Origin of the sequence: Chitinophaga terrae (ex Kim and Jung 2007) (genome assembly GCF_900107795.1) — a bacterium.
Classification (GTDB): domain Bacteria; phylum Bacteroidota; class Bacteroidia; order Chitinophagales; family Chitinophagaceae; genus Chitinophaga; species Chitinophaga terrae.
This window is the reverse complement of record NZ_FNRL01000014.1, coordinates 148,161-169,304: the sequence shown is the minus strand read 5'-3', so window position 1 is coordinate 169,304 and position 21,144 is coordinate 148,161. Positions and strand designations below refer to the sequence as shown.

General features: G+C 45.9%; 19 protein-coding genes. 8 read left to right on the top strand and 11 right to left on the bottom strand.

From position 1 onward, the window contains the following. Positions 1–172: 172 nt before the first annotated feature. From BLV62_RS16390 to BLV62_RS16380, 3 genes are all read right to left on the bottom strand, one after another. On the bottom strand, positions 173–3,121 hold the full coding sequence (locus BLV62_RS16390; protein ID WP_211118330.1) for an efflux RND transporter permease subunit: 2,949 nt from the start codon (positions 3,119–3,121) through the stop codon (positions 173–175). Positions 3,122–3,202: 81 nt separating this feature from the next. Continuing rightward, a complete protein-coding gene (locus BLV62_RS16385) occupies positions 3,203–4,357 on the bottom strand; it encodes an efflux RND transporter periplasmic adaptor subunit (RefSeq protein WP_089763044.1) in 1,155 nt (384 codons plus the stop codon). Beyond that, entirely contained in the window at positions 4,354–4,827 is a 474-nt protein-coding gene (locus BLV62_RS16380; protein ID WP_089763043.1) for a superoxide dismutase, read from the bottom strand. Before BLV62_RS16380 ends, BLV62_RS16385 begins: the two co-directional genes overlap by 4 nt. A 269-nt stretch (positions 4,828–5,096) precedes the next feature. On the opposite strand from BLV62_RS16380, the gene BLV62_RS16375 reads away from it, so the two are divergent. Together BLV62_RS16375 and BLV62_RS16370 are read left to right on the top strand one after the other, a co-directional pair. Next, the gene (locus BLV62_RS16375) at positions 5,097–5,711 is read left to right on the top strand and encodes a helix-turn-helix transcriptional regulator (RefSeq protein ID WP_089763042.1); all 615 of its coding nucleotides are present in this window, start codon (positions 5,097–5,099) and stop codon (positions 5,709–5,711) included. A 286-nt stretch (positions 5,712–5,997) separates the two neighbouring features. After that, positions 5,998–7,329: a RagB/SusD family nutrient uptake outer membrane protein gene (locus tag BLV62_RS16370; RefSeq protein WP_089763041.1), complete on the top strand. Its 1,332-nt coding sequence runs from the start codon at positions 5,998–6,000 to the stop codon at positions 7,327–7,329. Between the two features lie 108 nt (positions 7,330–7,437). Here the strand turns inward: BLV62_RS16370 and BLV62_RS16365 are convergent, their stop codons facing one another. Then, on the bottom strand, positions 7,438–8,682 hold the full coding sequence (locus tag BLV62_RS16365) for a GTP-binding protein (protein ID WP_089763040.1): 1,245 nt from the start codon (positions 8,680–8,682) through the stop codon (positions 7,438–7,440). Positions 8,683–9,111: 429 nt separating this feature from the next. Here BLV62_RS16365 and BLV62_RS16360 point away from each other — a divergent pair, with 429 nt between their 5' ends. Further along, positions 9,112–9,702, top strand: a complete 591-nt coding sequence (locus BLV62_RS16360; protein WP_168927876.1) for an SUKH-4 family immunity protein — start codon at positions 9,112–9,114, stop codon at positions 9,700–9,702. Positions 9,703–9,747: 45 nt separating this feature from the next. Beyond that, positions 9,748–10,131 (top strand): SRPBCC domain-containing protein, encoded by a 384-nt coding sequence (locus BLV62_RS16355; RefSeq protein ID WP_089763038.1) that lies wholly within the window; start codon positions 9,748–9,750, stop codon positions 10,129–10,131. A 6-nt stretch (positions 10,132–10,137) separates the two neighbouring features. On the opposite strand, the gene BLV62_RS16350 is transcribed toward BLV62_RS16355, so the two are convergent. After that, positions 10,138–10,959 (bottom strand): metallophosphoesterase family protein, encoded by an 822-nt coding sequence (locus BLV62_RS16350; protein WP_211117810.1) that lies wholly within the window; start codon positions 10,957–10,959, stop codon positions 10,138–10,140. A gap of 214 nt (positions 10,960–11,173) precedes the next feature. Between BLV62_RS16350 and BLV62_RS16345 the strand changes: the two genes are divergently transcribed. Continuing rightward, positions 11,174–12,688, top strand: coding sequence for a malate:quinone oxidoreductase (locus BLV62_RS16345; protein ID WP_089763037.1), 1,515 nt, complete (start codon positions 11,174–11,176; stop codon positions 12,686–12,688). 70 nt (positions 12,689–12,758) lie between these two features. Here BLV62_RS16345 and BLV62_RS16340 read toward each other — a convergent pair whose 3' ends face one another. Then, complete coding sequence (locus BLV62_RS16340) at positions 12,759–13,604, bottom strand: helix-turn-helix domain-containing protein (RefSeq protein WP_089763036.1); 846 nt, start codon at positions 13,602–13,604, stop codon at positions 12,759–12,761. Between the two features lie 184 nt (positions 13,605–13,788). Here BLV62_RS16340 and BLV62_RS16335 point away from each other — a divergent pair, with 184 nt between their 5' ends. Together BLV62_RS16335 and BLV62_RS16330 are read left to right on the top strand one after the other, a co-directional pair. Next, positions 13,789–14,079: a helix-turn-helix domain-containing protein gene (locus BLV62_RS16335; RefSeq protein WP_089763035.1), complete on the top strand. Its 291-nt coding sequence runs from the start codon at positions 13,789–13,791 to the stop codon at positions 14,077–14,079. Then, positions 14,080–15,330, top strand: coding sequence for a type II toxin-antitoxin system HipA family toxin (locus BLV62_RS16330; protein ID WP_089763034.1), 1,251 nt, complete (start codon positions 14,080–14,082; stop codon positions 15,328–15,330). It begins immediately after the preceding gene. 34 nt (positions 15,331–15,364) lie between these two features. Here BLV62_RS16330 and BLV62_RS16325 read toward each other — a convergent pair whose 3' ends face one another. From BLV62_RS16325 to BLV62_RS16310, 4 genes are all read right to left on the bottom strand, one after another. After that, positions 15,365–16,582, bottom strand: a complete 1,218-nt coding sequence (locus BLV62_RS16325) for an amidohydrolase (protein ID WP_089763033.1) — start codon at positions 16,580–16,582, stop codon at positions 15,365–15,367. A gap of 18 nt (positions 16,583–16,600) precedes the next feature. Then, the gene (locus tag BLV62_RS16320; RefSeq protein ID WP_089763032.1) at positions 16,601–17,926 is read right to left on the bottom strand and encodes an amidohydrolase; all 1,326 of its coding nucleotides are present in this window, start codon (positions 17,924–17,926) and stop codon (positions 16,601–16,603) included. Positions 17,927–18,014: 88 nt separating this feature from the next. Then, positions 18,015–18,407: a DUF1634 domain-containing protein gene (locus BLV62_RS16315; RefSeq protein ID WP_089763031.1), complete on the bottom strand. Its 393-nt coding sequence runs from the start codon at positions 18,405–18,407 to the stop codon at positions 18,015–18,017. 3 nt (positions 18,408–18,410) lie between these two features. Next, positions 18,411–19,247, bottom strand: coding sequence for a sulfite exporter TauE/SafE family protein (locus BLV62_RS16310; protein ID WP_089763030.1), 837 nt, complete (start codon positions 19,245–19,247; stop codon positions 18,411–18,413). A 122-nt stretch (positions 19,248–19,369) separates the two neighbouring features. Here BLV62_RS16310 and BLV62_RS16305 point away from each other — a divergent pair, with 122 nt between their 5' ends. Then, a complete protein-coding gene (locus BLV62_RS16305; RefSeq protein WP_089763054.1) occupies positions 19,370–20,200 on the top strand; it encodes a CvfB family protein in 831 nt (276 codons plus the stop codon). Positions 20,201–20,291: 91 nt separating this feature from the next. Here BLV62_RS16305 and BLV62_RS16300 read toward each other — a convergent pair whose 3' ends face one another. Beyond that, positions 20,292–20,510, bottom strand: coding sequence for a hypothetical protein (locus BLV62_RS16300; protein WP_089763029.1), 219 nt, complete (start codon positions 20,508–20,510; stop codon positions 20,292–20,294). Between the last annotated feature and the right edge of the window lie 634 nt (positions 20,511–21,144).

Genomic DNA, 21,144 nt, shown 5'->3' with positions numbered 1-21,144 from the left:
ACACTATTGTCCGACTAAAATAATGTTTTAGGATGAAAAAAGGCAGTTCCGAAGAACCGCCCAATTTGGTAAGTTTGAGTTACCACACTTAAAATTACCATGGGCGAAAATAAAAGTTTTTCCGGACAGCCGGTATTATCTCAAATATTAGATGTAATACCCAGTGCTATAATCAATGCGGCAAACAGAAAGCATCAATCAAACCGTTATTATAAGCGCTTACCCTTGCTGATACCGCCGAACGTACCAGGCTTAAGCCGCTGTTCCTGCGTTGCACTGAGAACTCAACTATCAGGATCGCATTTTTCGCCAGCAGCCCAATCAGCATAATGAGGCTGATCTGCAGGAAGATGTTATTGTCTAGCCCCGCTATGCGCGCAAAGAGGAAAGCTCCTGCCAGTCCTATAGGTAACGATAACAATACGGCCAGCGGAAGTATATAGCTTTTATACTGGGCGCTTAGCAGGAAGTAAACGAAGATGAGGCAAAGCCCAAAGATGACCAGCGTTTGGTTGCCGCTGTTGATCTCTTCTCTTGTTAAAGCGCTGTAGTCGAAGTCGACGTTCCTGGGCAGGGTTTGTTGCGCTACTTCCCTGATGGCGCGGATGGCGTCCCCCGAGCTGTAGCCCGCATTCGGCGCACCGCTGACGGCTGCGGAAGTATACAGGTTAAAGCGGTTGATGAATTCAGGGCCGCTGGTTCTTTCCAGCGTCACGAAAGAAGAAACAGGCGCCATCTGGCCTTTGTCGTTGCGGACATATATTTTTTCAAGATCCGCTTCTTCTGCGCGGTAGCCGGGGGCAGACTGGATCAGCACTTTGTACTGTTTGCCAAACCGGTTGAAGTCGGATGCGTATATGCCTCCCAGGTAACCCTGCAAGGTCTTCAGCAGGTTATTAACATCTACTCCTGCTTCTTTAGCCAGCGGCACATTTACTTTTACCCTGTACTGGGGCAGGTTGGTGTTATATGGAGTAGCGGCATACATGATCTCCGGGCGTTTTCTCAGGCCATCCATAAACTTGTTAACCGATGCGCCGAACTGCTCGTAACTGCCGCCTGCCTTGTCGAGCAGCTGGATCTCGAAACCGGAGCTGTTGCCAAATCCCTGGAGCGTAGGAGCGGCAAAGAAGATGATGTTCGCGCCTTTGATATGCCGCGTTTGCGCAAAGAGTTTTTCTACCAGGCTGTTGATATCCTGTCCTTTTTTCTTTCTCTCTTCCCATGGTTTCAGTGCAATGAATAAGCAACCATAGGAGCCCCCGGTTCCGCTGATCAGGTTCATTCCTACCAGGCGGGAACTGACCTCTACTTCCGGAATAGTGCGTATGATACTATCTACCTCATCGGTGATCTTTGTTGTTTGTTCAAGGGTAGATGCAGGCGGCAAGATGATATCGCCGTAAATAGCGCCTGAATCTTCATTGGGAACAAAGCCGGTTGGCGTTGTTTTCAGGAAAAATACCAGCATCCCTGCAAAGGCTGCGATCCCGGCAATACTGATCCATTTGTGTTTTACCAGGAATTTTACAGAGCGTATATACCTTCCTGTTATTGCATTGAAGGCAGTGTTAAATGCCGTGAAGAAACGTTGCAGGGTATTCCTTTTATGCGAAGTATCTTCCTGGTGGGGTTTGAGGAACAGGGCGCAAAGCGCGGGGCTCAATGTCAGCGCATTGACCGCCGAGATAATAATTGCCACAGCCAACGTAAGCCCGAATTGTTTATAAAATACGCCTGCCGAACCCTGTATAAATGTAACAGGCACAAATACAGCAGCCATGATGAGGGTAATGGAGATGATGGCGGCGCTGATCTCGTGCATGGCGTGCAAAGTCGCTTTCCTGGCCGATCTTGCACCCTGGTCGATCTTTGCATGCACCGCTTCCACTACTACAATGGCATCATCTACCACGATACCTATAGCCAGCACCAGTGCAAAGAGCGTTAACAGGTTCAGTGTAAAACCAAATATCTTCAGGAAGAAGAAGGTACCAATGATAGAAACAGGAACGGCTATGGCCGGGATGAGAGTAGACCGGAAGTCTTGCAGGAAGATGAATACGATGATAAATACCAGGATGAAAGCTTCTACCAGCGTTTGCACCAGCTTGGCAATAGAGGCGTCCAGGAAGCTGTTGATATTATTGAACGTGGCCCATTTGACGCCCGGAGGAAAATTGGCTGCAGCTTTATTCAGCATTGCTTCCACCTGTTTGTTGATCTCATGGGCGTTGGCGCCGGCCGATTGGATCACGGATCCACCGGAGGACGGATGGCCGTAAGCGGTGAAATCCATGTTGTAACTGAACGCGCCCAGTTCTACCCTGGCCACATCTTTCAGCCGCAGGATCTGCCCCGTGTTCGTTGCTTTCAGCACTATGTCTTCAAACTGTTCCGGCGCTTCCAGCCTGCCCGTATATTTGAGTACATATTCGAAGGTCTTCTTGCTGTTTTCCCCGAGTTTACCTGGCGCCGCTTCAATGTTCTGTTCAGACAATGCCCTGATAACATCGTCTGGCACCAGCCCGTAGGCGGCCATTACGTCGGGTTTAAGCCAGATGCGCATTGAGTAGGCCTGGTCGCTCCATATTTCGAAATCGGCTACCCCGGGTATGCGTTTCAGTTCGGGAATGATGTTTATACGCAGGTAGTTATCCAGGAAGCTGACGTCGTACGACTTGCTTGTACTATAGAGGAAGAAACCGAATATCTGTGCATTCAGCCTCTTGGTAGTAGTGATGCCTGTTTTCAATACTTCGGGAGGCATTACGCCTGTTGCCTTTGCTACACGGTTTTGTACGTTCACCGCAGCCAGGTCGGGATCGGTTCCCTGTTCGAAGTTTACCGTAATAATGGCGGTACCGTCGTTGCTGGCTTTGGAAGTCATATAGGTCATGTGCTCCACTCCATTGATCTGTTCTTCGAGCGGGATGATAACGCTTTTCATGACCACATCGGCGTTGGCGCCCTGGTAAGAAGCTGTTACCTGCACGGTTGGAGGAGCAATTTCCGGGTATTGGGAAATGGGTAAAGTTGATAGTCCCAGTATGCCCAGTATGACGATGATGATGGAGATAACGGTTGAAAGGACCGGGTTATCCACAAATTTCTTTAACATGATTCAAGTTTTTCCGGGTAAAGCAGTAGCTAAGGCATGCCCTTTTGCAGGGCTGCCTGTACAGTCTGGCTGCCCGTTTAATTATCGTGCAGCCGTAGCCGTTACTATACTTTTAGGTTTGATCTTATCGCCATCCTTTATTGCGCCTACATCTTCAGAAACGATGCGGTCGCCTGTGGTCAAGCCACTTTTTACAATAAAGGAATCGCCTGCCGGCAGGGCGTTTACATTGATCTCTACTGAATGTGCAGTGCCTGTACTGTCGATCTTTACCACGAACTTTTTGCCCTGTACTTCGTAAGTTGCTTTGGCAGGTACGATGAGCGCATTTTTTACCGGCTGGGAAATACGGACAGTTGCGCTGCTGCCGCTGCGGATAATACCTGCTTTATTGGAAAATAACGCCCGCATGCTGATAGCGCCTGTGCCGGAGTTGATCTGTCCGCCCGTCGTTTCGATAATGCCTTTCTCTCCGTATACATTCCCGTTTGCCAGTACCAGTTGTACCGGTGGTAATTGCTTCAATGCTTCTTCCACGCTCCGGTTGCCGGTATGATCCACGAGGTCGAGGAACTGCTTTTCAGAAAAAGAGAAGTATACGTGAACGTTAGAGATATCCGACAGTACGGTGAGCGGCTGTTCTGCAGTGCTGCTCACCAGGCTGCCGGCTTTGTAGGGGAGGGCGCCTATCACCCCGGCGGCAGGGCTATAGATAGTAGTATAACCCAGGTTGGTGCTGGCATTCCTGAGCGCGGCCCTGGCCTGCGCCAATTCGGCCTGCCTGGCTTCCAGCTCCAGGTGTGCGGTTTGCAGGTCAAATTCGCTGATGATCCCCTTCTTTACCAGGGGTTCTGTTTTGGTTACTTTCATCTGCGCGGTATTGACAGCTGTTTCAGCTCTTTTTACCGAAGCCTGTGCCGTGATCACTTCCTGTTCGTAGATGGGATTGCTGATACGGAAAAGCAATTGGCCTTTCTTCACCTTGGCTCCCTCGTCTACGAAGATCTGCGAAATGTACCCATCGATCTTAGGGCGGATGTCGACATTCTGCTGCCCGCGTACTGTTGCCGGGTAATCGAAGTATATTTCGGCGTCCCGGGGTGCGAGGGTAATAACAGGAAATTCCTGGGGTGCGGATGGGCCGGCGTTTTGGTTTCCTTGTCCGCAACCCGCCAGCACTGCCAGCATTGCTGCTGCCAGGCCGGTACGCGTCACGGATCTGATATCTTGTATCATTTGTTGTCAGTATATAATTGAGAAGCTTGTTTCCAGTCTACTACCTTCCAGTATGCGTTAAGGTAGTCTGCCCGTTTGCGGATAAGCCATGCCCAGCCTGAACCGAAGCGGGAGGTAGCTGCTGTATTGAACTGTGTTTTGAATGCATCGAACGAACCGAATGTTGCGTTGATGTCGTCTGCCAGCAGTCCTTCCGGCGCTTCGCCGCCAGCGGGCGACAGGCTTTTCCAGAAGAAACTATGGTTCCAGTGTCCGCCGCCGTTATTCCTGACTGCTGCACTGATGGCGCCTGCATTGGCTACCAGTTCTTCCAATGACTTGTTTTCGTTGGTCGTTCCTGCAATGGCTTTATTAAGATTGTCGACATACGCCTGGTGATGTTTGCCATGATGTATTTCCATGGTCAATGTATCGATATATGGTTCCAGTGCGCTGTGCTCATATGGGAGAGATGGAAGTTGAAATGCCATAACATTAATTATTTGGTTAGAAATCTTGTTTGCCGGTTCAAAAGTAAATCAAAAATATTAAACCAAATAAACACTGTGTAAAATATGTTAAATATCAATACTGGTATAGAATTTATTAATAGGGCTAATCTTGATGTAATTTATTGATTAACAGATGTTTATGTTGAAAGAGGAAGACCTGGAACTTATGAGGCATGTCTCCGCAAAGAGCCTATACGCTTATTTAACCCAATATTCTTTTCGTATATTTGGCTTTTAATATTGATGTTATGATTGGAGAAAATGAAAAGGCCTTATTGATCCTGAAGAGAAACGGTCCTATGCCCCTGAGCGCATTGGCAAAGGAACTGGGACTGTCTACCGAAGGGGCGCGCTTTCACCTGATAAAGCTGGCCAATGAAGGTCTTGTGGTGTCATCAACTGAAGTGAAAGGCCGTGGGCGTCCTCAACAGGTTTGGGCGCTGGCGCCAGCGGGGCATTCCCGGTTCCCCGACGCGCATGCCGAAGTATCTGTGAAACTGATAAACAAAGTAAGAACCCTGTTTGGTGAAGAGGGATTAAAATCTGTTATCGCCGCCAGCGCACAAGACGCGAAAGAACGTTATATACGGAGTGTTGGCGAAGAAGAAGACCTTGAGTCGCGCGTTCGTAAACTGGCCGAAATACGCGACCAGGAAGGATATATGGCCCGTTATGAAAAAGACGGGGATAGTTATTTGCTGATAGAAGACCATTGCCCTATCTGCACCGCCGCTGCTGCATGCCAGGGCTTCTGCAATGCAGAGCTGAATACCTTCAGGGAAGTATTGAATGCTAATGTAAACCGTGTGGAACACGTACTGACAAACGGACGGCGCTGCACCTATAAAGTAGAACCAAGGTAACATCAATTCATCTCTTCTCTCTATACCCATACCTTAAAGACAAGGCTATTGACCTTTGGTCTATAATATTATTAACACCTTTTTGTTGTAGTATTTTGTTGAAAAAATACATTCGCTCCCCGCATCAGAACCGGATCATAACAGAACCAGGAATATTTTCTGAAAATTGGTAAATCAATTAAAAGAATGCTTAATTTTCATACAAGAAACTGATAAGGATAGAGAGAAGAAAAAGAATAAACATGTAAGAATAATTCCACGACATTGCCCTGCCAATGTTAAGTCAATGCTATATTTTCCTGGTCATACTTTTCTAATCCTCTCGTCCACTATTTTTGTTCATTCCAGTTTTGGAGGTATCAACGCCTGCAACCGCATCTATGAATTATTCCAGAATGCAGCGGATATTCCCGGAAAGCAGGCTTCCATTGCGGAGATCCGCACTATGCGCGCCCTGTACTATTATTTCATGATGGACCTGTATGCCAACATCCCGCTGATCACGAAGTTCAATGCGCCGGAGTTGCCAAAGCAGGCCAACAGGGCAACGATCTTTGCATTCATTGAAAAGGAATTGAAAGAAGTGATACCATCATTGACAGACAAAGTAAATCAGCAAACGTATTCACGTCCTACCAAATGGCTGGCATTTGCGATCCTTCAGAAAATGTACCTGAACGCGGAGGTTTATATCAATAAGTCTATGTACCCGGAGTCGGTAGCCATGGGCGACAGTATCCTGGCGGGTAACAAGTATAGCCTGAGCAGCGATTTTGCGTCTATCTTCGCGCCGGATAATGGGCCATCGACCCCGGAAATCATTTTCGCTATTCCTTACGATGCCAATATCATTGAAGGAAACCAGTTTTCCCGCTTTGGCCTGCATACAGGATTACAAAACAAGTATGGCCTGCCATTCCGTCCGAGTATTGCCATGAGTACCATTAAATCGTTCTACGAGAAATTTAACCTGCCTAACGATACACGCAATTCTACCTGGCTGGCTGGTAAGCAATACAATTTCGATGGTTCGCCCATTTTGATTTCCACAACAAATAAGGGACTAGACGATACGTATAGCGGCCCTGATCCTTCAGCCCCTGTTAAATGGCATCTTGAATTCACTCCTGAAATGCCGTTGAAGAAAGTAGAAACAATGGATGTAGGGAACGACGAATTAGGGAAGGCAAGAGGAGTGCGTAGTATCAAATACTATCCTGATAAAGGCGCTAACCCAAGTACCCGCAATTCCAATAACGATGTTCCTATTTTCAGGCTGGCAGATGTATTGCTGATGAAAGCGGAGGCTATTTTACGCGGCGCGGCGCCAACAGCGGTAGCAGGAGAAATGCAGACGGCGGATGTATTGGTGACCAAGCTCCGTACCCGCGCAAAAACAGAAGCAGCTAAAAACATCACGCTGGACGAGTTGCTGGAAGAAAGGGCCCGGGAAATGGCATGGGAAGCCTGGAGAAGGAATGACCTGATCCGCTTCGGGAAATATGAAGCCGCCTGGGGTTATAAAACAGACAATGATGTGCGTAAACGTATTTACCCGATCCCCGCTACAGAGATCACTTTAAATACGAACCTTACCCAGAACCCTGGTTATAATTGATAAATATTACAAGACGGAAAAAATACCTATCTCTTTTCAGGGAGATAGGTATTTTTTATTTGCGCTACATGCGCGTCACTCTGTACCGAAAAAAAACTAGGGTGTTCATTATAACTCAAGAGGGAAGGGATCGTGAAAACGCAGGCGTTTTTCGAAAAGTGCAATTTCATCGTCCCGGAGTAAACACTTTTCCAGGTCGGCAATGATCTTTGTTTTATCCATATCCTGGCCTATAAACACAAGCTCATTCAGCCTGTCGCCCCATTGGCTGCTCCACCTGCTTTCTATCACTTCTTTGTTGTAAACATAGGCGGCGTACCTGGTTCGCTCGGCATACGACATGCTGCACCACCATACGCCGGCTTTCTCTAATCGCGATGAGCCCCCGGCCTGGGAGAAGTTAAGCGCGTCGTTCGGTCTTGACGCCAGCCAGAATAAACCTTTGGCCCGTATAATGCCTGCGGGATATTCGTTCTGCAGGTAGTTCCAGAATCGTTGAGGATGGAAAGGTTTGCTGTTGCGGAATACGAATGAACTGATGCCATATTCTTCCGTTTCGGGCGTATGCTGTTCAGCTTCCAGTTCTTTCTGCCAGCCTGCAGACGTTTGCGCTTCTTCAAAATCGAATAGTCCTGTATTGAGTATGCAGGCAGGATCTACTTTCCCGAACGAGGAGGCGATTATCCTGGCGCCGGGATTAAGCTTATGGATAGCGGCTTTCAGGACATTCAGCGTAGTATCGTCAACCAGGTCTGTTTTATTGAGGATGATCACGTTGGCAAATTCTACCTGGTCGGTGAGCAGGTTTACGATAGTACGGTTATCTTCTTCCATATCTGTCAACCGCCTGTCGGCCAGCCGTTCGTTAGTAGAAAAATCTTTGAAGAAGTTGAAACAATCCACCACTGTTACCATTGTGTCTATATAACTGAATTTCGAGAGATCTATTCCCTGGTTCTCATCTGCATAAGAAAACGTTTGCGCAACCGGTACAGGTTCGCTGATCCCCGTACTTTCTATCAGCAGGTAGTCGAAACGCTGTTCCCTGGCCAGCCTTTCTACTTCCAGCATCAGGTCTTCCCTCAATGTGCAGCATATACAACCATTGCTCAGTTCTACCAGTTTTTCTTCGGTGCGCGATAAGCTGTTTTGTTCTTCTACCAACCGCGCGTCTACATTCACTTCACTCATATCGTTGACAATAACGGCAACCTTAAGCCCTTCTTTATTATGCAGGATATGATTGAGCAGGGTGGTTTTGCCTGCGCCCAGGAAGCCGCTTAATACGGTTACAGGCAATTTCTTTATCTCTTGCCGCCTGCCGGGAGGAGATATTTTTATTTGTTCTTGCATGGATGTCTCTTTTTATTTTATGCAACATTGTTGCAAATATATGGTAATAAATATAAAATGCAACTATGTTGCATAAAATAAAATAACAGCATAAAGCCTGCAACATGGCGGGCTTTATTTATTGTTACAACTTATGGTAGCTTCCAGGAGTGTGCCTGTTTTTACCTCCCATTTTTTTACTGAACAATTATAGGAGTTATAAATGCCATATACATTCTGTTGAGTTGCTGGCCTGGCAGTTCAAACGGCAGCTGCCTGTAGGTATTATCGTCTTCTATACCATTCAATATTTAGATAGCCAGTTGACCGGGACGAAGACAACGTCATTAGCTGCGCCCTGGGGATTTATAGGCGTTGACGATGTTTACAATAAAAAACATAAATTTAATCCCATATAAACATCAGGTAATCCTATTTAAATTCCGCCTTATGTACTATGATCAGCAAGCCTTCCGGAAAGACTGGGTCTCGCGATTCGGAGACCAGCGATTTTGCTTTTCAGGAGAGTTCGCCGCCTCGCTTGACCTTCCCGGGGAAGCAGCTGTGTTTCTCACGGAAATGGGATTACCCAGATCTGTACCTCCGTATTTGTATTTTGCTTCGGGAAAGAACGACGAAAACGGGAGCCGGCTTGCCGCCGGCAGGTTAAAGGATTTCCTTCCAGGGCATCCGAACGAAAACGCTATTGTGATCGGCACCGATGATGCCGGCAGTTACATAGTGCTGGACCCTACGCAAAACTATGCAGTGGTTTTACTGGAGTACGACGATTCTTTCCGGCCGGTATTCATGAATACCTCGTTATGGGAAATGGCCCGTTGTTTACTGGCGTACGCTGATTTCATTAAAATGTTAAGCCGGGAGAACGGGGAAGAAGCCTGGGAAGACGCTACCTGCAGCGAACAGCAGCTGGCCGATCTGCGGGAAGTGTTATGGGAGATAGATCCGCCCTGTGTGGAAAATGGTTTCTGGAAACAGGAGCTGGATGCTTACAACAATATTGACCCGGATTTTGACTAGGTCATAATTCTTCCTTCACAATGCAGAAATATGTAGTTTTGACCTATGAAGGATTATAAAAAACATTTCAAATTAGCCGCTCCGCCTGAAGAAGTATATGCAGCGCTGACCAATCCTGCTACCATCCAGCTATGGTCAGGGGAAGTGGCGGTGATGTCAACAGAACCCGGCTCTGAATTTTCGTTATGGGAAGACAGTATTGTTGGCAGAAACCTGGAGTTTGAAGAAGGAAAGAAGATTGTGCAGGAATGGTATTTTGGAGAAGATAGTGAAGAACACCCTTCCATCGTAACCATTAAGCTGCATGCAAACCCTAAAGGCACAGACGTGGAGCTGAAACATACAAACATCCCGGATGAGGCGTACGAGGATATCGTTGCCGGCTGGAACGAGCAATATTTCGGGGCGCTGATCGACTTCTATTCCTGATATTGTCTATTTAAATACCTTTTCTCCTTGTTTCTGGACAGGGTTCATGATATAGGAGAAAAGGCTTCCATCTTTCTTTAACTCCACCACGCGGAAGCCATGGTAGTTCACACCCCAGCTGCCTCCTACATGGCCGTCGAACAGGAAAGGAACTTTACAACCATCCAGCTGCTTTACGCCATCCTGGTCGTGATCATGGCCGCTGAAAACGCCTTTAATATTCGGGTATTTCCTTACCAGTTGCTGGAACTCCTGTGCATCTACCCCGTTGGCTGTCCACTTCACAGGGGTGATATGCACGAAAATGAAGATATGTTTAGCGTCTTTATATTGCTCCAGTTTCCGGGAAAACCAATCAACATCCGGCGATACGTATTTGCCTTCGATAGTGGCAGTATCTCCCAACAAGATAACTTTGTCTCCCATTACCACATCATGGTTTAATGGATGACCCCAGGCTTGTTGCCAGGCTTCGGGAGTAACCCTGTCGTGGTTTCCCCTGGTCACGTAAACGGCTGGATGAATAGTTTTTACCTTTTCAGCTGCCGGGAGAAGGAGATCCGGGTTGTTATGAAAGATATCGCCATTCAACACGAAGAACTCGCAAGGATTTTCGGCATTGAATTTTGTGAAGGCATTTTTAAGATCAGTAAAATATTGATCAGATGGCGTATTAGGCTCTCCGTAGTGCCAGTCGGAACCTACAGCAAAACGGAACGTGGTTTTCATGTCCAGGTCTGCAGGCGTAATGGCCCTGGCAATTTTGCCGCAGGCGGTAATAACAACGGCTGCAGATACTCCTTTGAAGAATTGACGTCTGTTCATCATGTGATAAAGATAAGGCTCGTAAATGAACAATTATTTAATATACAACGGCTTAACTAAAAGTTAAAATTAAATATATTGCGTCGAAATATTCAAAACTTTCAATCGATTCTGAAACAATTGTAATAAGTTTGTTAAAGTGTGGCAAAACAATCAATTTAAACTCCCTGTTTATGTGTTTAGATTGTAACTTTGCACCTCGAATAAAATAGGGGTTATGTTTATAAGCAAGAGTACGGCTGGAACAGGTCCGGATGTGGTCTTAATCGGCGCCGGAATCATGAGCGCAACGCTGGGAATGCTCCTGAAAGAGCTGGAACCCGGCTTAACCATTGCAATTTATGAGCGACTGGATGTGGCGGCAGCCGAAAGTTCAGATGCATGGAACAATGCAGGTACAGGACACTCTGCATTTTGTGAACTGAATTATACGCCACAAAAACCAGATGGGTCAGTTGACATTAAGAAAGCAGTGAACATCGCGGAACAGTTCGAAGTATCTCGCCAGTTCTGGGCTTATTTAGTTGAAAACAACATCATCTCCAATCCACATAGTTTTATTCAATCCATCCCTCACATGAGTTTTGTCTGGGGAGAAGAGAATGTAGACTACCTGAAAAAGCGTTTTACCGCTTTGAAGCAATGTTACCTCTTCAAGGAGATGCAATACTCCGAAGACAAAGAACAGCTGAAAAACTGGATGCCATTGGTTATGAATGGTCGCGATCCCAACCAGAAGGTAGCTGCTACCCGCATGGAGATCGGGACCGACGTTAACTTTGGTGCATTGAGCCGTGCGCTTTTCAACCATCTGCAGAAGATGGATGGCGTTACCATGCACTTCAACTACGACGTTCGCGACCTGAAAAAACAGGACGATGGCACCTGGAGAATAAAAGTGAAGAACCGCGAAACCCGCGATAAAGAATGGGTAACCACTCAATTCGTATTTATCGGCGCCGGCGGCGGATCTTTACCCCTGCTTGAAAAATCAGATATTCCTGAAGGAAAAGGCTTTGGCGGTTTCCCTGTAAGCGGTCAGTGGCTTCGCTGCACTAACCCTGAAGTGATAGAACAACACCGTGCAAAAGTTTATGGCAAGGCATCTGTAGGCGCTCCCCCGATGTCTGTACCGCACCTCGACACCAGGATGATCGATGGTCAGAAAGCCCTGCTTTTCGGCCCCTATGCAGGCTTCTCTACCAAGTTCCTGAAAAACGGTTCTTACCTGGATCTGCCTCTCTCTATCAAGGCGAATAACATCCGCCCTATGGTTTCTGCAGGTTTGGATAATATTCCGCTTACCAAATATCTTATTGCACAGGTACGTCAGAAACCTGAAGACAGGTTAGACGCCCTGCGTGAATATTTCCCGGAAGCTAAAATGGAAGACTGGCAGCTCGAGATCGCCGGCCAGCGTGTACAGGTAATTAAGAAAGATCCTGAGCACGGAGGTATCCTGGAATTCGGTACTGAAGTGGTAAGCGCAGCCGATGGTTCGCTCGCCGCGCTGCTGGGCGCTTCACCAGGCGCTTCTACCGCGGTGTCCATCATGCTTAACCTGTTGAAACGCTGCTTTAAAGAGCAGGTAGAAACAGCTGCATGGCAGGAAAAACTGAAAAAGATGATCCCTTCTTATGGCCAGTCATTGCTCAATAATACGGCGTTGACCGACCAACTCAGAGCCTGGACAACCCAGGTGCTGGAACTGGGAGAAATGCAACCCGCCTGATAATATTTTATTCGATATACCGCGCTCCATTCACGCCCCGTGAATGGAGCGTTCTTTTTTCCAGCCAGTTCTAAGATTGCAGCCTGAATGCAGTAGGCGTAGTGCCGGTAAGCGATTTAAAGAATTTGGTGAAATAAGCGTGATCATAAAACCCCAGCTCAAAACCAATTTCTTTAACTGAGAGGTCTGAGGCCTGCAACAGGCGCTTAGCCTCTAATACAGCCCTGCTTTGTATCAGGTAGGTTGCTGGTACTTTAAAATGCTTCTTGCTAAGGATGTTCAGGTAATTAGGCGTGATGTTTAACTGTCCGGCATAGAACGAAACGGAATGTTCTTCTTTAAAGTGCCGGTCGATCAGCGACAGGAATTTATTCAGGATCGGATGTGTGTGGTGGATATCCAGCTCTTTAAACTGCTTTTCTGCCGCCTTGCTTACCAGCAGCGCTATTACTTCATTTCGCGCCCGTATAAGCTCCCACAATACCTGTTTACTGCCCAATTCGTTCTTTACGGCGATTATTTCATTTAATATTTGCTGGTAAGCATTTTTAGTAAGATCTATGATTGGGTGGTTCCGGTAATATGCAAAGGTGAAACGGAAGGAAGGGGAGAAGCTCTCAAAAAGTGTTCGGCTTACCATAAGCTGGTGAGCTACTGTTTTGCGCCCGAAATTCCATTTATGCACCTGGCCGGGAAGCACCAGATGCACCTGGTGAGCCGATACAGGGTAGTCTTTAAAGTCGATGGTATGAGTACCGTTGCCGGATTCAAAAAGCATTATAATGAAGAAATCATGTTTATGCGCTTTTTCGATCTGCCTGGCGCCTTTAAGTTCGTGGTACAGCAGGTTAAGATCTGGCGTCCAGGATTCGCCGAATTCCTGCATGCTCAGCACAGGGAAATGATCTTTGTTCATACAAACCGGTTTGTAATAGCAAGATAACCTGATCTTTCGTTTTTCATGAAGCTATATTTGATTAGGATGGTTTGAAACGGTATCCGAACCGTAAATATGATAGAGTCCGCTAAATTAGAAAATGTCCGTTATTTCGTACAAAATGCGTATTTTTGTCTGAAATAACGGACATTTTGTTAAATGGATGAATAGAAAAAAACAGATCATTTTCCCGAAATATAATCGGCTGCTGGAGCAAATGGGGGAAAATATAAAGCTGGCCCGCAAGCGCCGCAAACTTACCTCTATCCAGGTTGCGGAACGTGCAGATATTGCCCGTTCTACACTTCACCTGATTGAAAAAGGTGACCCAAGTGTAGCATTGGGGGCATATTTTAATGTTCTCCGGGTATTAGGTTTACAGGAGGATGTATTAAAGCTGGCAGCTGATGATGAGTTCGGAAGAAAATTACAGGATTTAGAATTGTTGAAGTAGATGACACAAAATAAATTTGACATATTCGTATATGCTGATTGGAAGGGAATGCCTGAAGCTACGCTTATGGGCGTGTTATCCGCTCATTTTGCAATGGGAAAAAAAGCTTTCAGCTTTGAATATGATAAAACCTGGCTGAGAACAAAACAACAACAACTTTTAGACCCGGATATTCAATTTTTTCCGGGTGCACAGTTTCCTAATAAAAAGGAAAATTTTGGTTTGTTCCTCGATAGCATGCCCGACACCTGGGGCCGTACACTGATGAAGAGGCGAGCAGCACAACAGGCTAAGGAACGAAATGAAAAGGCTCCGGTATTATATGACATTGATTATTTACTGGGTGTTTATGATGAAAGCCGCATGGGAGCTTTACGTTTCAAAACAGATCCCCGAGGTATGTTTTTAGACAACAATGGAGAGAAAGCTACTCCTCCCTGGTCGTCTATTCGTGAATTGCAACATGCAGCAGACAGTTTGGAAAAAGATGAGGATAACAACGATGCGAAAACATGGTTGGCCATTTTAATGGCTCCAGGGTCCTCCCTGGGAGGAGCAAGACCTAAAGCCAATATAACTGACGAAACAAAAGAATTATGGATAGCGAAGTTTCCCTCCAAAAATGATACGCTCGACAAAGGGGCCTGGGAATTCTTAGCGTATAAGCTGGCTATTGAAGCAGGCGTTAACATGGCGCCAAGTAAAATAGAAAAGATCGCGGGGAGGTATCATACATTTTTTACAAAGCGGTTTGATAGAGAAAAAGGACAACGTATTCATTTTGCATCTGCCATGACAATGACGGGTAATAATGAAGATACGATACGCGACAATCCCGCAAGCTATCTAGATATTGCTGATTTTATCCAAACCTATGGTACAAATGTAGAAGGAAATTTACGCCAGCTATGGAGAAGAATTGTTTTCAATATTGCCATTTCAAATACTGATGATCATTTAAGAAATCATGGATTTATTTTAACCGACGAAGGTTGGATTTTGTCGCCGGCTTACGATTTAAATCCCTCTATTGATAAAGATGCGCTATCCCTGAATATTGATATGGAAAATAATTCACTTGACTTTGACCTGGCCAGAAGTGTAGGCGAATTCTTTAGGCTTGACAGGAAGGAAATGGATACTATCTTTCAGGATGTAGTTAATAGTGTAAGCCGGTGGGAGAAGGTCGCGGACAACCTGGGAATTTCAAGAAATGAAAAGGAGCTTATGAGGGGTGCATTTAAAGTATAACTATTTGCACCCTCTCTTTCAAAAATTTTGCCTGTTATATAGAAACTTTGGCAACCCTTCCCTCATGCACCAACGACTTCACCGGCGAAATCCTGGAAACCGCTTCCGCAGAACAACCCGCATCTACCAACACCAGGTTCGCTGCATCGCCCTCCTTCGGCCATTGCTGCTTTCCTTCATCATCTAACGGCAAAATACCCCGCGTAGCGATCTTTAAACACCTGGAAAGATCATACTCCGTTGCATAGCCGTATAACTGCGCTACCAGGTTGGCTTTCTGCAACATGCTTCCGCTGCCGAATGTACTCCAGTGATCCTGCACATTGTCGTTGCCTGCCAAAACTTCTACTCCATGTTTAAAGAGCGTTGGAAGCGGCATAATAGTTCCCCTGAAAGGTATAGACGATACGATCCCCACTTTTGCAGCAGCCAGTTTCTCTGCGATCGCTTCAGTGGCGGAAGGGCTCAGATGCCCCAACGCGAAGCTATGACTAACAAAGGCCTTCCCTTTCAGTACAGGGTTTTCGTTCACTTTATCTACCAGGTATTCGATAGTCCGGATCCCCGATTCTCCGGCTTCATGCAAATGGATATCTATACCTTTATTGTTATCCAGCGCCAGTTGTACGATCAGGTCCATTGGTTTTTCTATGCTTCCGTCGATAGAGTAAGGGTCCAACCCTCCTATAAAGCCGATATCCATTTTAGCCGCTTCCTTCAACAGGTCTTTTGTTTTAGTGTAATAAATGCCGTGTTGGGGGAAGGCCACCAGCTCGGCCCCAAAGGAACTCTTTTTATTTTCCAGTGCTTTTTCAAGATGCCGCAGCGAGTCGAAACCGGAGGTAGGATCAATATTGAAATGCGTTCTGGCATAATGGGTGCCATACGACTGGAGCAGCGAGATCAGTTGCATTGCCCGGTCTGTAGACGTTTTAAGAAGTTCGGGAATGATCTGCTGTTCGTAGGCGATCATGTCCTTCACCGTTCTCCTTTTGCCGGATGCGGCCTGCCATGGAAGCCCGTACAGTGTTTTGTCGAGATGGATATGCATATCACTGAATGCAGGCAGCATGAGATAGCCTTTCCCATCCACCCCCGCGGCGGGCGATTGCCCCCGTTCAATGGAATCAATCCGGCCATTGAGAATGGTGATAGTGAACAGGTCTGTAGTGGTATGAGTGATTTCATCGCCGGTATATCCGAAGCCAGTTTCCAGCCTTACATTTTTTATGACAAGTTTTTCGTTGTTCATGATAGTCGATTGATCGGGTTAGTACACAATATTGCCGTTATGGATCAGCGATCGTACGGGCGAGATCCTGGATACTGCCTCTGCGCTGCAGCTGGCGTCTATCAACACCATATCTGCTTTATCGCCCGGTTTAGGCCATTGCTGTTTGCCATTATCGTCTAACGGCAGTAGGTTATGTGTTGCAAGTTTCAGGCTGCGGGAAAGCCCGAACTCAGTAGAGTAGCCATATAACTGCGCCATCAGTTTTGCTTTTTCCAGTACGCTGCCCGACCCCCAGGTATTCCAGTGATCAACAATGCTGTCGTTGCCCGTTGCAACGTTGACGTTATGTTTGTAAAGCGTAGGAATAGGCATGATCAACCCGCCGAAAGGAATGGTAGAAATAATGCCTACCTGCGCATCGCCCAGCTTCGCTGCAATATCTTCCTGTTGCTGTTTTTCCAGCTTCCCTAATACAAAGCAGTGGCTGATAAATGTTTTGCCTTTCAATGCCGGGTTTTCGTTCACTTTCTGAACCAGGTATTCTACTGTTTTGAGTCCTGAATCGCCTGTTTCATGCAGGTGAATATCTATTCCTTTGTTATTGTCCAGCGCCAGTTGTACAATGAAGTCGATAGGCTTTTCCACGCTTCCGTCTATGGAATATGGGTCCAGGCCCCCGATGAAATCGATATCCATTTTGGCGGCTTCTTTCATCCATTTTGCAGAATCGGTGTAATAAATACCGTGCTGCGGAAATGCCACCAGTTCTGCGCTGAATGACTGTTTTTTATTTTCCAGCGCTTTCTGAAGATGGGTTAGTGAATCGAGTTTGCTGGTAGGTTCAATGTTCACATGGCTGCGGGCGAAACTGGTGCCTTTCGACTGCAGGAGTTCTACCAGCTTTTCTGCTTTATAGGTAGAGGTTTTCAGCATCTCGGGCAGTATCTGCTGCTCCAGCGCTATCATCCCTTTAACTCCTCCCTGTCTTCTTCTTACCGCCTGCCATTTATCGCCGTAAAATGTTTTGTCGAGATGAATGTGCATATCCCTGAACGCCGGGAGCATTAATAGCCCCTTTGCATCTGTGGCTTTAGCTTTGGGGTCGTTCGGCCTTATGTTTTTTATCCTGCCATTTTCAACTTCAACAATAAACAGGTCTGTTTTTGTATGCACCACTTCTCCATCTTCATATTCAAATCCTGTTTCCAGTCTTACATTCTTAAATGTATGTGAAGCAGTAATCCCATTCAGCCCATCGGATGTTGGCACTGCCTTCAATATAGTGTTGGATGCTGTGATACCTGCAAAAGCAAGGGCGGATGTTTTCAGAAAATCTTTCCTGCTTAGTTTATTTGAATCCATGATATTCTTTCAGTTCATGCAAATGTACTTGTGAAGAGGAAGAAATATGGAGTACGATTTATTACATGGCTTGTAATATTTATAACGATTACCCTGCCAGCCCGCCCAGCATGCTATAAGTAATAATGCCCAGGACCAGCAAGGTTATAAAAACATACAGGTAATCTTTTTCAATAAAGAAGGCAATAACGGAAAAGACTATACGGATTATGGGCGTGGCGATGAGTAGTACTATGCCCAGTTGTATGATATTCATTCCCCTGTTCTCCAATACCCCCTGCCAGATACCGGGCAGGTGATTCAGTCCTTCTCTTACCCCTGTAAAGGTGCGGTAGGAGGGATTTTCGTGGCCATGCCGTACCAGGTAAATGACGCCGCCAATAGTTACAATGATACTGGAAATTATAACTCCGAAACGAAGCTGCTTGCCTATGAGCTGTTGTATGTCTTTGTCTTTTAATTTTGAAAGCAGTTGTTTCATAAGCTAGAGTTTATGGGTTAAACCGTTGTAGATCATTTGCACGGCAAGAAAGCTGATCACCAGGCTGAATACAATACGCAGCCACTTAACATTGGCCCGGGTGAGTATCCTGGAACCTGCGAAGGCGCCGGCCAATACTCCCAATACCACGGGCATGCAAAGCCCGGGAGAAATATATCCTCTCTGCAGGTATACCACTGCGCTGGCAGCCGCTGTAACTCCTATCATGAAATTGCTGGTGGTAGTGGAAACTTTAAAGGGAATACGCATGATATTATCCATAGCCAATACTTTCAACGCGCCGGAGCCTATGCCCAGGAGGCCCGACATAATTCCTGCAAACATCATCATGCAATATCCGCCAACTACATGGTGTACCCGGTAACTGACAACGCCTTCTTCTGTGGGGTAGCTGCTGTTCAGCCGCAACCGCTCCGCCAGTTTGCTCTCGCCCTCGCCTGCCCGGAATCCCTGCTTTTTCCTGAAAGAAGTGATTGCAGAAAAGATCAGGACACAGCCAAAGATAATAGCAACAACATGCGTGGGCATAAGCACCGCTATTAATGCGCCTGCAACTGCGCCTGTAGTAGTGGCGATTTCCAGGAACATACCCAAACGGATATTCGTAATGCCTTCTTTTACATATGCGGATGCGGAGCCGGATGAAGTAGCTATAGACGCAATGAGCGCAGTACCTATCGCATACCTGATATCGGCGTGAAAAATAAGTGTGAGTAAAGGAATGATAACAACGCCGCCGCCAAGGCCTGTCAACGAACCGAGCAACCCCGCCAGGAAAGCCCCGAGTAAAAGAATGAGCGTGAAGGATAGAATAGTCATAGATTCGATAGTTCTGGTTGGTTTAGATCGACTGGAATTATACAGGTCAATATCAACAAATGTAACATGATTTCTGCAATCGGGCTTAGCGACGTAAATTGCAGCCTGAAACAATAATGAATATGGTAAAAGTAGGTGCGTATAACCTGTTGCGGGTAAAGAAAGAAGCAGATTTTGGCGTATACCTGGAAGGGGTGGACCAGGAAATTTTATTGCCCTCGAGGTTTGTACCTAAAGGAACGAAGGTAGGAGATGAACTGGAAGTATTCCTTTACCATGATTCGGAGAACCGACTGATCGCTACTACCCAGAAACCTTTCGGGATCGCGGGGGATGTAGTGTTGCTGAAAGCGGTAAGTGTAACCAAACAGGGTGCATTCCTGGATTGGGGCCTGATGAAAGACCTGTTTGTTCCAGCTTCCCAGCAACTGACTAAAATGGTGCCCGGACAGGAATATCTTGTTCGGATCTATATAGATGACCTTACCGGCCGTTTGGCGGCTACAGAAAAGATAGACCAGTTCCTCAGCAACGACGACCTGACTGTTCAGGAACTGGAGCTGGTAGACGTGATCGTTTACCGGCGCACAGATATTGGTTACGTAGTGATCATTAACAACAAGCATACGGGAATTATCCATCATAACGAAGTGTTCAGAACATTGGAAACCGGCGATAAACTGAAAGGCTTTATCCGCAGGATCAATGGTGATAAGATCGATGTGGTGCTGGGAAAACCGGGGTTCAACAAAGTAGAAGATACTGCCACTACTATTCTTCGCCTGCTCGATGAACATGATGGTTACTTGCCGTACAACGATAAGTCATCGCCTGAAGAGATCCAGGAGTTTTTCCAGATGAGTAAGAAGACGTTTAAAATGACTATCGGGAATCTATATAAACAGCGGAAGATAGAATTTACCCAAACGGGTATAAAAAAGATAGAGGAATAAGTAGCGGGCTGTATTGAAAAGTAATTGTCACCCTTCTTTGTGAAAGAATTTACCTTGTCTTTGGATTACTTTTTATACAGCCCCTCCTGTTTTAATCATTGCCGCGTTTTTCTACAGTACTTAAATGACGGTAAGCCACCGCTGAAATTTTCAAGGGATCGGAAAATACAATTTTGTGCAAGTCCGGATTCTGCCTGAGATCAATTCCAAATACTTCCATCATTCGCTCATGAAAGAATGTGCTTCCCCTGGAGCGACCGGATTCGTAGGTCCGGAAACACTGCACTGTGATACCCAGTTTATTACTCATTTCCTGCTGTGTAAGATTTAGTGTCTTGCGTATCAATTTGATAAACCGTCTATTATATGGGTAATTCATAATGAAAATTCTGTTAAGAATTGTATACAATATTGTATGATTGACTATATTTGCATTGTATATGTAAGTTGTTGATATGAAACTACTTATATTGATACTCCATATTGGTTTTTGATATTTTCTCAATCAAATTGATATAAAGATCCTGGCCGGTTAATTAGCCGGCGAATGGAGTAACAACATAAAGGAACTCAGGAAGGGCAGCTTATCGGCTGTCCAGGTAAGAAATGTTCCGTAAAATATAAGTGAAAGTGACTAAGTGATAAGCGGGGTGATAAGACATTTGATCTGCTTTTGTTCTTGTGACAAAGGCTGAACCTAGGGGCGCACTTCTTTGGACGAGAGACGCCCCGATGGTTCAGAACTCCAAATGGAATCGTGGCAATATTAAGAATTTCCACGACTCCAAACAAATTTTCTTTGCTATAACTATTTGATTTGCAACTTGATATGATATTAATCATATTGATCCAATAATTATCATTTCCTCACATTTTTGCGATAGGTTAGCATTAGATTAAAGTTTTTACTAATTTGGAGCCTAAACGGCCCCTAGCCATCAACC